The organism is Neptunomonas antarctica (assembly GCF_001305295.1).
In the GTDB taxonomy this organism is placed as follows: Bacteria; Pseudomonadota; Gammaproteobacteria; order Pseudomonadales; family Balneatricaceae; genus Neptunomonas; species Neptunomonas antarctica.
In genome coordinates, this window is sequence record NZ_LJSI01000037.1 from 67,078 (window position 1) to 81,712 (window position 14,635).

12 protein-coding genes are annotated in these 14,635 nt (G+C 42.7%); 5 read left to right on the forward strand and 7 right to left on the reverse strand.

Annotated elements, in window-relative coordinates; genetic code table 11:
• Window position 1: 1 nt before the first annotated feature.
• The 4 genes from Nant_RS09535 to Nant_RS09555 form a co-directional block, all read right to left on the reverse strand.
• Window positions 2-1,099 (reverse strand): DUF3696 domain-containing protein, encoded by a 1,098-nt coding sequence (locus Nant_RS09535; RefSeq protein WP_054341416.1) that lies wholly within the window; start codon window positions 1,097-1,099, stop codon window positions 2-4.
• Window positions 1,096-2,856 carry a DUF262 domain-containing protein gene (locus Nant_RS09540; RefSeq protein ID WP_054341417.1) on the reverse strand — a complete coding sequence of 587 codons (1,761 nt, stop codon included), beginning with the start codon at window positions 2,854-2,856 and terminating at the stop codon, window positions 1,096-1,098. The genes Nant_RS09535 and Nant_RS09540 overlap by 4 nt, the downstream gene beginning before the upstream one ends.
• Before the next feature lie 190 nt (window positions 2,857-3,046).
• Window positions 3,047-3,241, reverse strand: a complete 195-nt coding sequence (locus Nant_RS09545; RefSeq protein ID WP_054341418.1) for a hypothetical protein — start codon at window positions 3,239-3,241, stop codon at window positions 3,047-3,049.
• Between the two features lie 248 nt (window positions 3,242-3,489).
• Window positions 3,490-4,215, reverse strand: a complete 726-nt coding sequence (locus Nant_RS09555; RefSeq protein ID WP_054341420.1) for a hypothetical protein — start codon at window positions 4,213-4,215, stop codon at window positions 3,490-3,492.
• 692 nt (window positions 4,216-4,907) lie between these two features.
• On the opposite strand from Nant_RS09555, the gene Nant_RS09565 reads away from it, so the two are divergent.
• Complete coding sequence (locus tag Nant_RS09565; protein WP_054341422.1) at window positions 4,908-6,623, forward strand: sensor domain-containing diguanylate cyclase; 1,716 nt, start codon at window positions 4,908-4,910, stop codon at window positions 6,621-6,623.
• A 36-nt stretch (window positions 6,624-6,659) separates the two neighbouring features.
• On the opposite strand, the gene Nant_RS09570 is transcribed toward Nant_RS09565, so the two are convergent.
• On the reverse strand, window positions 6,660-7,250 hold the full coding sequence (locus Nant_RS09570) for a TetR/AcrR family transcriptional regulator (protein WP_202904988.1): 591 nt from the start codon (window positions 7,248-7,250) through the stop codon (window positions 6,660-6,662).
• Window positions 7,251-7,350: 100 nt separating this feature from the next.
• Here Nant_RS09570 and Nant_RS09575 point away from each other — a divergent pair, with 100 nt between their 5' ends.
• On the forward strand, window positions 7,351-7,890 hold the full coding sequence (locus Nant_RS09575) for a carboxymuconolactone decarboxylase family protein (protein WP_054341424.1): 540 nt from the start codon (window positions 7,351-7,353) through the stop codon (window positions 7,888-7,890).
• Window positions 7,891-7,948: 58 nt separating this feature from the next.
• Here the strand turns inward: Nant_RS09575 and Nant_RS09580 are convergent, their stop codons facing one another.
• Window positions 7,949-8,863 carry a GlxA family transcriptional regulator gene (locus Nant_RS09580; protein ID WP_054341425.1) on the reverse strand — a complete coding sequence of 305 codons (915 nt, stop codon included), beginning with the start codon at window positions 8,861-8,863 and terminating at the stop codon, window positions 7,949-7,951.
• Window positions 8,864-8,987: 124 nt separating this feature from the next.
• Between Nant_RS09580 and Nant_RS09585 the strand changes: the two genes are divergently transcribed.
• Entirely contained in the window at window positions 8,988-9,548 is a 561-nt protein-coding gene (locus Nant_RS09585; protein ID WP_054341426.1) for a cysteine hydrolase family protein, read from the forward strand.
• Window positions 9,549-9,628: 80 nt separating this feature from the next.
• Here Nant_RS09585 and Nant_RS09590 read toward each other — a convergent pair whose 3' ends face one another.
• Window positions 9,629-10,042 (reverse strand): hypothetical protein, encoded by a 414-nt coding sequence (locus Nant_RS09590; RefSeq protein ID WP_076496122.1) that lies wholly within the window; start codon window positions 10,040-10,042, stop codon window positions 9,629-9,631.
• A gap of 317 nt (window positions 10,043-10,359) precedes the next feature.
• Here Nant_RS09590 and Nant_RS09595 point away from each other — a divergent pair, with 317 nt between their 5' ends.
• Entirely contained in the window at window positions 10,360-11,478 is a 1,119-nt protein-coding gene (locus tag Nant_RS09595) for an efflux RND transporter periplasmic adaptor subunit (protein WP_054341427.1), read from the forward strand.
• Window positions 11,475-14,579 carry an efflux RND transporter permease subunit gene (locus Nant_RS09600; protein WP_054341428.1) on the forward strand — a complete coding sequence of 1,035 codons (3,105 nt, stop codon included), beginning with the start codon at window positions 11,475-11,477 and terminating at the stop codon, window positions 14,577-14,579. The genes Nant_RS09595 and Nant_RS09600 overlap by 4 nt, the downstream gene beginning before the upstream one ends.
• Window positions 14,580-14,635: the final 56 nt, after the last annotated feature.

The window sequence follows — 14,635 nt, forward strand, 5'->3', positions numbered from 1 at the left end:
CCTAAATTAATGTATCTAAAGCATTATCCCATTCATCAAAGAACCCTTCAGGCCAGAAGCTTAATTTCCCATTCTCCAAAATTTCTGGAGTTATGATATCTGTGCTCTTTATATCATTATAATCCTTTCTATTTACAAAATTAAGAACAACATTATCCCTAGATATACACCCTTCTTTAACTGCTATTCTGATGCCATTCAGTACATGATCACTATGACTTTCGATAACAAGCTGAACGCCCGCTTGAGCACAGATGGCCAAAAGTTTTCCAATTACAACCTGTGCTTTTGGGTGAAGATGAGCTTCAGGATTTTCTATAATGACAAGTGATCCCTTGCTTGCTGTCAATAACGCAGTCAATATGGGCAATGTGTAACTCAAACCAAATCCAACATTTGCTGGCCTAAATGATCTAGTTTTCCCAAGGGATGACTTATACGTAAAAGTATATAGTCCACTATCAGCTTCTTTGATCGATTTAAAATCAAAATCAGATCCAGGAGAAATCTCATTCAACCAAGCGGATATCTGCTCATGCACATTTCTAGATTCAGTACTGGGATGAACAGCTAACAGATCATTTGGTAGCTTCTTAAGTTCAAATTTATCTAATACACTAACTAAAAACTGACCGTACTTTCCCAAAAATGTTGATGAAACATCATCTTTATTGAGTGGCATCAAAACTCTAGGCCCCCATCTTTCAGCAGATAGAAATTGAAAGTTCACGCCAAAAATACCACTCGAAATCGAAGTACTATCATCCCACTCTATAACCTCCGAAAACAAATCACCTTCATTATTTTTCTTTACAAGCGCAGACCAAGAAAACTGTTGTTCATTATCATCTATAAGTTTGACATAAAAATCTTCATCATCTGCAAACTCAGAATGCAAATCTTCATAATAGCCAAATTCGAATAAATCACCATTGAGATCAAAATTATTTTTCCCATAGGACTGACGTAGAAGCAGTAAACTTTGTATTATTGTACTTTTCCCCATTCCATTTATTCCAGAGAGAAAAGTTAACGGCTTAAGTGCTATAGACTTTTCCTTGAAACATTTAAAATTCTTCAGTTTAATTTCTTTAATCATGATAAAATAGTCATCTTTATTAACTCATCAATAGATTCATATCTATATTTAATCATCTCAACTTTAGAAGTTGACTGTGATATTGAAAATTCAAAATCTTTATCTGAATTTTCATGACTAGACCAACTAGAAAGAGTAAGTTGGTTGGTCATGATTTTATCAAAGTTATTTAAAAGTTTTTTATTTTTCGATAATAATACATTTATATCATTCTCAGATAATCTTGCCAAACAAACTGACCAAGTTTCAAACAAGGCTTTATTAATACCATTACCTATAGATTGAGTATGTTTTTTTCTAAAAGCAAATGAACCAAACAGCAGTCTTGCCGCTTTCATTGCTTTACTAAAGTCACATTTCATCTTTGCAACAACATTTGATCCATTGCCTTCATTGTTCAGGAAAATCATTGTATCTATCAAAAATGAATCCATGTTTTTAATTTTAACATTAGAATAATTATTTTCTAAATAAAACGCGCAAAACCTCAAAACATACTCAAGATCATTCATCCGTTTAGGGTTAATACTCCCATTTGTGGCATTTATAAAATCGTCACCTTCAGCTAATTCTCTTAATAACTGAGTGGAATAGCCAACATTAATAGAGCAACGTATTTCTTGCTGACTTAATTTTTCTCCTCTTGTATTAATCCTCTGAAATATCTGAGTAGTCGCTGTAGCTGGTGATCCTGACTGTATAACATGAACAACTAATTCAGTTTCAGTTATTCTTCGAGTCAAACTCCTTGGGAACTCCGAAAATTTCAATCCATTATAATTATCTAATATTTTCAACCCCTTCAATGAGAACTTATCATTAATATAATCATACATTGTTGTCAAACGCTGAAGCCCATCAACAACGAGCCACTCAGACTCCTTCCTTGCCGACATATAAAATACTGGTATAGGTATTTTTAGAAGAATTGATTCAATCAAAGCACTTTTATCTGAATCTTTCCAAATACGATCGTTCCTTTGAAAATCGGGATTAAGAATTATTTCCTTAAACCTAATCCTAGACATCATAAGATCAATTGTTGGCGTGCTAGTTTTTATATTTAGTTTAGATGGGTCAAATTTCTCATCATTTAGTTCTTCTCCCTCTTCATCTAATTCTGTATTTTTGTAATTATCATCAAAATTATTTTCATCAATAACATCTAAAGACGAACCGTCAAAGACAGCATCTGACTGCTCTTTAAAATATTTCATCTGGTTTAATAGCGTTTTTATACTACTACTATTATTATCATCATCGCTTAAATTTTTATTTATAATATTTAAAGTATTATAGACATCCACTAGCTCTTTTAATAAATATTTTCTGTCTAAAGACTCAAACTTATTAACTCTGCTTATAAGCTGTGAAGCTTGACCTGGAAGCAGCTCACTGACTGAGCATAAACAGTGCTCATCACTTTCAAGAGTTAAATATATAACACCCTGAATTTTAAAATATCCAACACCACATGTATTCGCTAAGAGCACAACCAATTCTTTAATTAAATTAGGCCCGACATCTAATACTTGAGCAGGATTAATAGCTGGAAAATCAAATAAACTCTCTATTAGTATACGAAGAAAATTCCATTTCTTTTTTATTTTTATATTTTTACTATTTCTAAAAAAAACAGAATCTGAGTCATTATCAAAACCATCGAAAATAATAACAGCACTCCCGTTAATAGGAGACAAAGTACAACCGATCAATTTTTTAAGTTGATAATTCAACTCACGTTTTTCTATTGTCATTCTTACCACCCTCTCAAAAAACGCATCATTAATTCAATTCTACTTTTGAGCAATGTTAATTTTAGGGGGGATTACCTCACCTTGCTACCTTTTTTGGCGTTCTGACTTTTATCATCAAATTTTATAGTCGTAATGGTGTAAGGTCGTCAGATTCACTCAGGGTAAAAATAAAAGCATTTAACAATAGCATTCAATCCTTTTTTCCATTGACTTCGATTTTCATTAGCCTGATGCGCGAACAGGCCAACTCCACAAATTTCGCCAATACTGACTCAGTATCCGGCTTAGCCAAACTCGACAATTTAATTTTAAGGGTTTGAAAAACGATGATAACCGCTACTAACAAGAGCAGCGGTATAAGAAACATGTCCGTTGTGTTATCCATACAAAGTTAATCCATTTAAAATGCGAGGCCGTTGATGCATACCAACCTACCTCTGTCCTTAGGTCTTCATGACCACTTATCGCTTTGTATACACTATCTGAATAGTGCTCACTCGCACAAAGCTGCAGTTGATGATGCACCTGCAGCTACAGAGATACAATCCCTTAATATTGATTCAGAACCCATAGATACAAAAATCCCGGCAGCAGCCGGGATTTCGATAACAAGTGAGGTCATTATCTGCTGAACTATTTCACACCCGCCACATGATCTACAAAAATACCGCCTTCGTATAATTTATAGATTTTCCAGTCACCTTTTATACGAATCACAGCATTCCTGATATAAGTTCCTTGCGGTATCGAAAATTTTGCAGAGAGCTTTGTCCAACCGTTTTTTGCGATAATCTGCTCTGTTACTCCGCCGATGGGTGGGAGTAAATTGATGGTGCCGTGGTCTTCTATATACAAAAGCAGTTCAGCCGTAATATGGCCTTCATCTACACCAAACATATCGCCCACATAGGCTTCAAATTCACTTTTGTTCTGGAACAATTTACTGAGCGTTGGCGAAATCAGCTCTATATGCCAGTAGTTACTATCGACAGGGAAATTAAACGTGGGTAATGCCACTGAAAGGTCGGCAATGGAGAGCAATAGGCTGCCGTTTTTATCGTTTAAGGGATCGCATTTTAAGATATTAGCGGCGGTGCAGGGGAATTTATCGGGGTATTGATGCTGCTCGGCGTGCGCCACTTTATAGAGGCCAGCATCATATTTTTTCCCGGTATCATCAAAAATACCATTGGCGGTCCATAATTGAGTAGTTCCATCATCAAACTCAAAGACAGATTTTGGCCCTTGGCCCGTCATCCATATATAAGCCCAGATCCCCACTAAGACAATAACCATCATACTTAACATCGTTGCCGGTTTATTCCATCCAATCCATTTTTTATCCTTATTATTGTCCATGTGCGTGCTCTCCCTCGCTTTAAATTCGCTGCTCACAAAGACTATGGCTATGGCTATGGCTATGGCTATGGCTAATACTATGGCTACAACTAGGACGGTCTGACTTTGCTGTTAATTATTCCTGAAAATAGGCGGGCCTTTTGAATACGTTTGTTCAGAGATGCATCAATATCTGTAACCAGGTTGGGATCTGGCTGTTGAGCAAGCAGCGCGGAGATGCGTTTTAATTCCAGCCCGATACCTTCTAAACGCCCTATAAGGGGCGGTTTAGGATGCGGACACCGGTACTTGCTAGCTTTCCCAGGCACCGGACCAGTGGCCATAAAAAGTTAATAAATATTTTCTGTTTATCACTCTCAAATTAATATAAAAAAACATAAATTATTTATATTTAATACAAAAAACAACAGCTTAAAAACATAGAATAGTAAAAATATTTATATTTTTTCAAGTTTCCTTCATTCTTCTATCAATATAAAGACTGCATAAACTCAAACTCGGATGAAATATAATAAAGCTGACGCGTGTTTTTACGCGCTCTACTGCGTTAGACCTATGCATTATTCTCTTATCCGGTATGATGTATGCATCGAAATTTTAGTGGTATCAAACATCAGGTTTATGCACTGTTTTCAATAACATCGAATGCTTAAACGGATCTTAATTTATATTGGTTTATTGGTAAATAATACATGGCTGCAACGAAAACACGGTTTAGATCGCTAAAAATCACGTTGATTTTTCCCTACGTTTTTTTGATAGTTGTACTCACTACGACCATTGGTTTGCTCTCTTATTGGGCCGGTAGCAATACTGTATCCAAGCTGTCAGCGCGTTTGTCGCTGGAAATGGTTGAACGCATTGGCCAGGCAGTCGACCACCACATGTATGGCTCCAGTGCCGCACTAGAGTCAGCCTTTCCTTTAGGGCTGGCAGCGGCAGATGACATCAGTTCCGAATTAGACACGATACGCACCCGCTTTTGGACTGCAACCACGCTACACACCGATCCTAATGACTATGTTTATTATGGCAATCTTGCTGGCCAGTCTTACGGCCTTAAGCGCTTAACGCCCGCATTAGCTGAAATCCGGATTAAAACTGATCCTTTAGAGCCTCGACGCTACTTTTATCTGGAAGGTATTAGAGGTGAAGAGATTTATAAATCAACTGAAAATAAAATTTTTGATCCGCGTACGCGTCCCTGGTTTAGCGCTAAAGAACCCAAATCGAATCGACATATGTGGACATCAGTCTATGTCGATTTTTCAGATAAAGATTTAGTCGTCACACGAGCCCGCCAGGTTTTTTCTCCCTCTGGTAACTTTACAGGCGTGGTGGCAACCGATGTTTCATTATTAAAACTGAACCAGTTTATTTCTGAGCTGTACGTTAGTGAAAATGGAGTAGCCTTTCTGGTTGAGAGTAACGGTGAGTTGTTGGCTGCTTCCCGTGTACCTAGCGTACAAACAGTCGCTGATGGCTCCATACAACGGATGACTGCTGATAATTCTGGTGATGATTTGATTAAATCCACTTATCAGGTGGTCTTGCCCGAAATCACAAATAACCATCATTCGACCGCAGGCACGCTAACCTTTACGGATAATTTTGGTGAAAAAATTAATGTCGCTTATAAGCATATTACAGATGATGCTGGATTAGACTGGATTGCTGTCATTGCTGTGCCCAATAGCGACATGCTAATAGGCGTAACGCAGCAGGTGTATATGGTAGTGGTGCTTGGGGTGATAGCCGTTATTATTGCCGTGCTTCTGGGCTTGGTGATTTTGATTCGATTTACACGCGATATCACTGCACTGTCACATGCCGTACTAGAGCAAGGGCAGCCAGAGTTGTCGAACATAACATTGCAGCGGACTGATGAAATTGGTGTGCTGGCCCGCTCGATGATGGCCATGCGGCGCGATCTGTTTACCGATATGCTCACCGGAACAGCCAACAGGGCCGCACTGGAACTGTTCACTGCTAACCTGCTTCAATCGGACGGACACTCTTTGTCTCCCTCTTTCGCATTACTATTCATTGATCTGGATAACTTTAAGCAGTTGAACGATCAATACGGACACAATAAAGGTGATGATGCTCTGATTGAGGTTGCACAGCGATTTGAAGCACTGATGAGGCCGAATGACTTACTGGCACGGATTGGCGGGGATGAATTTGTTGTAGTACTGACCGATAACATCAGCATTACATCAGCGGCACATATTAAGCAGCGTTTTGAAGCCTCTCTTAAAAAGCCATTACATTGTTTGCTCCCAGACGAGGAGCATCATTTGACCGCATCAGTGGGCGTTGCTATTTACCCTACCGATGGACGCGATTTAAAGTCGCTTATTAAAGCCGCTGATATGAAGATGTATGAGGCTAAAAATGACCGATAACGGACGCATCCAGTATGTGAACCACTCGAAATATATCTAAGCAGCTTTCAGCATTTGAAAGGTATCTTCGATAAGTTTTTCTACTGCAGGCTCATCATTACTGGTGCGCAGATAAGTTCGTAGACCGATCATCTGTACTTGCATGTATTTTGCTAATGCTTTTGGATCGGCACTCGCGGGTAACTCACCTTGCGCTTGAGCCTGTTCCAGCAGGCGGGCAAAACCCAGTTCGGCCTTCTTCAACAGCGCCTGACTTTCTCGCAATAACGCTGGATTACTGTCGGTGATTTCTGCCACCGTCTTTACCAGCATACACATTTCACTGGGCGCACTTTTGCGGTTGTCTATCACCACACAGTGAATAAACTCCTGCAATCCCGATAGCGGCGTGCCCTGCTGCTGTATTTTTTCTTGCAACAAAGCAGACATAGCGGATGAATAACACCTCAGCGCTTCTTTAAACAGCCCTTCTTTGCTACCGAATGCGCTATAGATACTACCAGGACGCATATCCACGGCATGCTGAAGATCCCGGGTGGATGTTCCATTAAATCCCTTTTCCCAGAACAACATCATAGCCCGCGTTATTACATCGGCACGATCATACTTTGCTACGTTTGCCATCATTCATTCCATATTTGAGCAGTTGTTCAATTTTAACTTGAACAACTGCTCAAAATCAACTAGCCTAGAACCATTGAACAATCGCTCAAAATAGGAAACTCTAATGAACAACCTGACCGTCCATACACGTGAAAGCGCACCTGAGCAAAGCAAACCTCTGTTAGATAATTCAATTAAGGCATTCGGTTCTGTTCCTAGCCTACACGGCGTGATGGCCGAATCACCTGAGGCACTTGAAGCCTACCAGTTACTGCACAAACTTTTTCAGGCAACTTCTTTGGATGCCGAAGAACTCACTGTGGTATGGCAAACTATTAACGTTGAACATGGTTGCCACTACTGCGTACCTGCCCATGCCGCTATTGCTAAAATGATGAAGGTAGACGACGCTCTTACTGCTGCGCTACGTAGCCGTAGTGCGATGCCCACCTCTAAACTACAGGCATTGCACGACACTACATTGTTGATCGTGCGTAACCGTGGACTTATCTCTGAAGCAGAAGTGCAGAGCTTCTATGATGCTGGTTACACTCAGAAACAGTTGTTAGAAATTGTCTTGGGAGTAGCCCAAAAAATAATGAGCAATTATATCAACCACTTGGCAGATACACCGTTAGATGAGCGCTTTGCTGCTTTTCTGTAATCAGAAATTAGCGTGAAATAAAAAAACCGGCAAATGCCGGTTTTTTATTGGGTGTAATTTAACCAAAACGGCTTCTGAATTCACGGGGTGTTAAACCCATCGTTTTGATAAAAATTTTACGAAATGCACTAACATCTTCATAACCCACTTTTGCGGCAATCAGCTCTACGCTGTCATGGCTGCTTTCAATCCAATCACAGGCTTTTTGGATACGCAGCTGCTGTAAGTATTGGTTGGGTTTTATGCCAGTTGCTTTAACAAAACGCCGTAAAAAAGTACGCTCACCTAAGTAACTCATGCCTGCTAAGTCACTTATCGAGATGCTTTTATCAAAGTTGACCTGCAAATAATGCTGCACGTTCAGTACCGCTTTATCGCCATGATCAAGCGCCGGGATAAAGCTACGATAATAGCGCTGCTCCCGTGAACCCGTATCAACAATCAGATATTTACCCAACAATCGCATGATGCGCGGCTGGGTGAACTGAGCCACCAGTTCCAGCCCTAAATCCAGCCAGGCCATGAGCCCTCCCGTTGTAATGAGATCACCATCGTTGACCAATATTTTATTACTGTTTAGCTGTACGTCCGGATAAGTGTGGATAAAACGTTCAGCCAAACCCCAATGTGTCGTAGCGGGTCGCTGATTCAACAATCCACAAGACGCCAGAATAAAAGCGCCGGCACACACTGAGCAGAGTATTGCTCCTTGAGTATGCTGTTGTAGCAACCATTGTTTTAGCACGAGATCCGGATTGAAGTGATAGTCCCCTTCCAGACAAGGAGGGAGAATCACGACCTGCAATGGATCATCAGCGATGTGCTCAACATCATAGATATCAACCTCAAAAACAGTACCTACGTTCTGCTGAACGCAGATTCGATTCGCAGCAAAGAACATCTCTTTAAGACCTTGAACGGCAGATTGCAGCGCCTCCGGATAATTAACAATACCTATACGGATCTGATTCATTGTCAGTTTTAGCCTTTTTTATGCCAGTTATGACTGCAGTATATCGCTGTCCTTTTTTCGATAATAGTCATAACGATTCAACATTGACCCAATACTGACTCAACCGATAAGCAGGAGAGTATTTATGACTCACACAGCATTACTATTGATCGACTTTCAAAATGACTATTTTTCAGAAGGTAAATGGCCGCTTAACGGCGCAGAACAAGCGGCCGGGCAAGGTGCGAAGTTACTGGCGGAATTTCGTAGTAAAGGTTTGCCTGTCGTGCATGTGCGGCATGAGTTTTTAACCGATGACGCGCCCTTCTTTTTGGCAGGGTCAGAGGGCGCTAAGATTCATCCTTCGGTGGCAGCGCTTGAAGGAGAGCCGGTTATCCTCAAGCATAAACCCAATAGTTTTCGTGATACTGAGCTTCAGGCGGTGCTGACTCAACTGGACATACAGAATCTGATTATTGTCGGAGCGATGAGTCATATGTGTATTGATGCAGGCGTACGTGCCGCCGTTGATTTGGGTTATGGTGTCTCTGTTGCACATGATGCCTGTGCTACGCGTGATCTGGAATTTAACGGCATGACAGTACCTGCTGCTCAGGTACATGCTGCTTTTATGGCAGCACTCACTCCCTCTTACGCTACGGTAAGCAGTACTGCAGAGCTCTTAAACGGTCTTAAACGGTCTTAATTAAAGACTCTCTCAGCAGAAATACAGGCAACCGCTTTAGCGGTGCCTGTATTGTATGTGTAACGTGAAGGCTGATTTTATTAATTACCAGAGCCTGAACCAGAGCCTGAACCGGACCCAGAACCCATTCCGCCTGTGCCCATTCCTTTGGCGGGCATGTTGTCAGGAATCGTAATACCTCGTTCTTTAGCACGCTCTTGCATCCGCTCATGATGCTCATAGCGTAGTTGTTCACGCTCTTCAGCCGTAGCTGCACTGCGCATTTTCTCCCTCTGTTGAGCACGCTCTTCCTGAGTCATAAGCTGGCTACCATAGAGTTGATCCTGGTCTCTGTCCTGATCACGATCCCTATCCTGATCTCTGTCTCTTTCCTGATCTTCCTGAAGCTGTGATTGATCTCTATCCTGATCACGCTTTTGATCTGCAGCAAGCGTCATACCACTTGAAACTAATAAAGCACTTGCCAATGCAGAGACAATTAATAATTGTTTCATTCTTTATCACTCCTGATACATGTATTTTTTCTAATGTAAGAGTATATAAAAGGCCGTTATTTTTTATTGATTCAGCGCAATAAAAAAAATCGAATAAAACTCAAAATCATTTCAGTACATATCCCTCTTTTGAGACTGTCTTTACCAAAATCGGATGCTTCCTATTTATTCCATCCACTATATTTATCCACTAGATCTTATTTATCTAACTCCCTAGAATCAGACTATTGTGCTACTGCGAACGGCTACTTGCCGCATCACAGCAGGAATGTTTTCAGCTATACCATTGATTTTAATAACTATTGAGTAAGCGAATTATGCGTGTTTTTACGATGCTGTTTTTATCGATGCTTGTGTTTATGTCTGGATGCGGAAAATCAGAGCAACCTGTCACTAAAAAATCACCTAAAGCGCATTTAGTTGAGGTCATAACAGCGCAACAACAAGTCGTCGCGGTTAAGCGGGAGCGCACCGGCACGCTAAAAGCCATTCAGGAAATTCAGATTTTCAACCAGCAGGAAGGTCGTATTATTGCTTTACCATTTTATGAGGGCGATCGGGTTAATAAAAACGAGATAGTTGCCCGTCTGGATGGTCGTTTATTAGAGGCTCAGTTATCACGCGCTAGCGCTCTGCGCCTTAAAGCTGAGAAAGATGTGAAACGCATCAGTGGATTAGTCGATAGGCGCTTAACATCACAAACCGAATTCACTCGCGTAGAAACTGAATTAGCCGTGGCTCAGGCGGATGAAAAAGTACTGCAAACACAGTTAGATTACACCACGCTGCATGCACCCATTAGCGGCATTATTAGTGCGCGCTTAACCGAACAGGGAAACATTGCTGAACGCTATACGCATTTATTGACGATCTCAGATCAGCGTTCCTTGATTACACAAGTGCCAGTCTCTGAACTGTTACTCAATAAGTTGAAATTAGGTGATCCTGTCGCGGTCTCTATTGATGCGTTAAACGACACACAAATGCCTGGCAACCAAACGCAGCAAGGAAAAATAACCCGTATTTATCCTAATCTTGATCCCGTCACACGTACCGGTACTGTTGAGATCGAACTTAATCCAGCACCCGTTGGTGCCAGGCCGGGCCAGTTAGCGCGCGTCACATTACGTACACAAGAAGCAGAGCGTTTGTTAATTCCCTTTATGGCGCTACGTCGCTCCACTGAAGGCGAATATGTTTTCACCGTCGATAAACAACAACAGGCACAAGCGTCTGCAGTGGTCACTGGTCTGCGTATTGATGATGCCATCGAAATTCTGAGTGGAATAGATTCAGGTGCTCAGGTGGTCGTTCGCGGCTTTACTAATTTGCGGCCTAATATGCCTGTTTCAGTGGTAAACGCTGCCGATACCGAGAAGATCAATAATAACGATAAAAGCACTGATAATATGACTATTAAGAGTACCGCGCAATGAACGCTAAAACAGGAGGATTAGCGGCGTGGTCTATTCGCCATCCGGTCGGCGTTTCTATGATTGCTCTGGCCGTTATAGTGCTGGGGATGTTTACGCTTAGCCGACTGGCGATTGATTTATTACCGCATATTATCTATCCGGAAATCCGCGTACGCGTGGTGGATTCTGGTGTTCCAACGTCAGTAATGGAAGATAAAATCACCCGCCAGTTGGAAGAGCAACTGGCGATTACCGAGGATGCCATCAGTGTACAGTCCAATACCAGCCGGGGGTCTTCATCGGTAGATCTGGCGTTTAATTATGGTAAAGATATTGATATCGCACTACGCGATGCCAGTTCCCGGCTGGATCGCGCCAAACGTTTTTTACCGGATAGCATCTCCCCCCCCACCATTTATAAACTTGATCCTGCACAGATTCCGGTCATGGAATTTGTTATCAGTTCGCCGTTACGTACCAGCACTGAGTTAAGACGCTGGGTTGATGACTCTTTCAGCAAATGGTTTTTAAACCTGCCAGGCGTAGCCGCCGCTGAGGTCGGTGGCGGTGTTCTGCGCGAAATCCAGATCATCCCTGATCAACAGCGTCTTGCCGGGATTGGGCTTGATTATCAAGACGTGATTAAAGCGCTGCAAACCTCTAACAGCGACGAACCGATTGGTCGGTTGCAGATGTCATCCCACGAAATCACCGGGCGAATCAGCGGACGCTTTACCTCAATAGAGGAGATCAAACAGTTACCAATTGCACAAAACGCCGGCAATACGGTGTATTTGAGTGATGTAGCACAAGTCATCGATAGCAGCGAGGATGAACGCATTTTAGTCCGCGCCGATGGTGTGAGCGGTATTAAGCTGTCAATTCAGAAACAACCCACCGCCAATACCACTGCAGTGGTCGCCGTCGTTAAGGAACGGCTTGCATGGCTGGATTCACAACATATTTTGCCGGCCGATGTCTCGGTTGTATTAGTCGCTGATCAGTCGATCTATATTTTACAATCTCTCCAGAATGCATCACTGGCCGCAATCAGTGGTGCGCTGTTAGCCATGGCGGTGGTGTATCTGTTTTTAGGTAATTTACGCCGTACGTTAATTATCGGCAGCGCGATTCCTATCGCCATCATGTTTACCTGTGTTTTGATGGGCCTTGGCGGGCTAACGCTGAATATTATGACCTTAGGTGGTTTAGCGCTGGGGATTGGGATGTTGGTGGATAACACCATTGTGATGTTAGAAAACATCTATAGGCATCAGTGTAACCATGAAAAACCGGAAGACGCAGCAACTCTTTCCGCCACTCAGGCGGCTACCGAAGTGAATGGCGCGATTATCGCGGCAACGTCTACTAATTTGTCTGCTGTGTTGCCGTTTCTGTTTATTGGCGGCTTAACGGGATTATTGTTCCGTGAGCTGATAGTCACCATCTCTGCTGCGATTTTTGCTTCAATGATTATCGCCCTGACACTGGTCCCTGCTTACGCCTCCAGAGTAACCAGCGTGAGTACAACACGCTTACGCGGTTGGGTAGATGGCGGTATTAATCATTTACAGAACTTTTATGCGACCTTCATTGGCTTTTTACTGAAGTTCCGCTGGATTGTTGTTGGGCTGTTTGTCACGGGTTTAGTCCTTAGCCTGCCGGTATTTATGAGCGGTAAACAGATTTTTTTACCACCGTTGGATGATGGCCGCGTGCGTGTGGTGGTTTCTGCCGATGTAGGCATTTCACTGAATGAGATGGACAAAAAAACACAGCGCATCGAGTCATTATTTGCGCAACAAGCGGAAACAGAAACAGTTTTCACCTTAGTAGGTGGTTCAGTTTTTGGTAGATCTCAGCGGGAAACGCCGAGCCGTTCCACCATTGTAGTGCAGCTGAAGCCGCTCTCCGAAAGATTTGTCAGTAGTGGTGAATGGATAGGACGGATGAATAAGCTGATAGTACAGCAACAATTGGCGGGCTTTAATGTACGCATGTCCCAACGCGGTATTCGGGGGATTCGTACTAACCGCGGTGATGATGATATCAGTCTGCGTTTACAGGGAAATGATTTAACCGAGCTGAAGTTACAAGCTGATAATATCGCCGATAAAATGCGTACCATTCCGGGTCTGACCAATGTCACGCACTCAGGGGAAGATGAGCAATTTGAGATTTCAATTAAACTGGATCGCAAACGTGCAGCACTGCTGGGGCTGAATCTACAGGATTTGACCCGGGCAGCTCAGATAGCATTACAGGGTCAGGTGATCAGTGATTATCTGGAGGGCGATAAGTCGTACGATATTCGCTTACGTTTATCACAAGCGACCATTACCAGCCCGCAGGATCTGGAATCAATTATTCTTTTCCCTGCAACGGGTAGTTCTCCGCCGGTCTATCTGGGTACGGTCGCCAGTATTGAATTATTGGAAACACCCGCCGTCATCAAACGCGATAATCAGATGCGCATTATCGAACTCAGTGCAACACTGCAAGAAGGAACCACGCTCGGCGAAGCCTTGGTATCACTCGCAGCATTACGTGAGCAGGTCAGATTGCCGGAGGGATACACACTTTACGATGGGGGCTCACAAAAAGCCCTGGAAGAGCAGCAACAACTCACTGATATTCTGATGCTATTAGCGATGTTTTTAGTATTCGTCGTGATGGCGATTCAGTATGAGTCGTTACTCAACCCACTGATCATTATTCTCAGCGTGCCGTTTGCCGCGATTGGTGTGGCGTTAGGTATTAATACATTAGGTCTGCCATTATCCATGCCCGTATGGCTGGGTATGATCATGCTGGTCGGGATTGTGGTCAACAACGCCATTCTGCTGGTGGAATATATCGAAATTGAACGCCGTCAGTATGCGGATATGGCCAAGGCGATCGTTGAAGCGGCACGCCTGCGGTTACGCCCTATTTTAATGACCACGCTGAGTACCGTCGTCGGTATGCTGCCACTGGCGGTCGGCTGGGGGGATGGAGCCGAGATGCTGCAACCCTTAGCCATCGCTGTGGTCTGGGGGTTAAGTTTCTCGATGCTGGTTAGCTTGCTACTGGTGCCGATTATGTATCATTTACTGCATTCGTTACGTAAGAGCGCGCACTAATTGCAATAAGCCAGGCACTAGACATTGCCTGGCTTATATCGCGCCCCATCATCTCT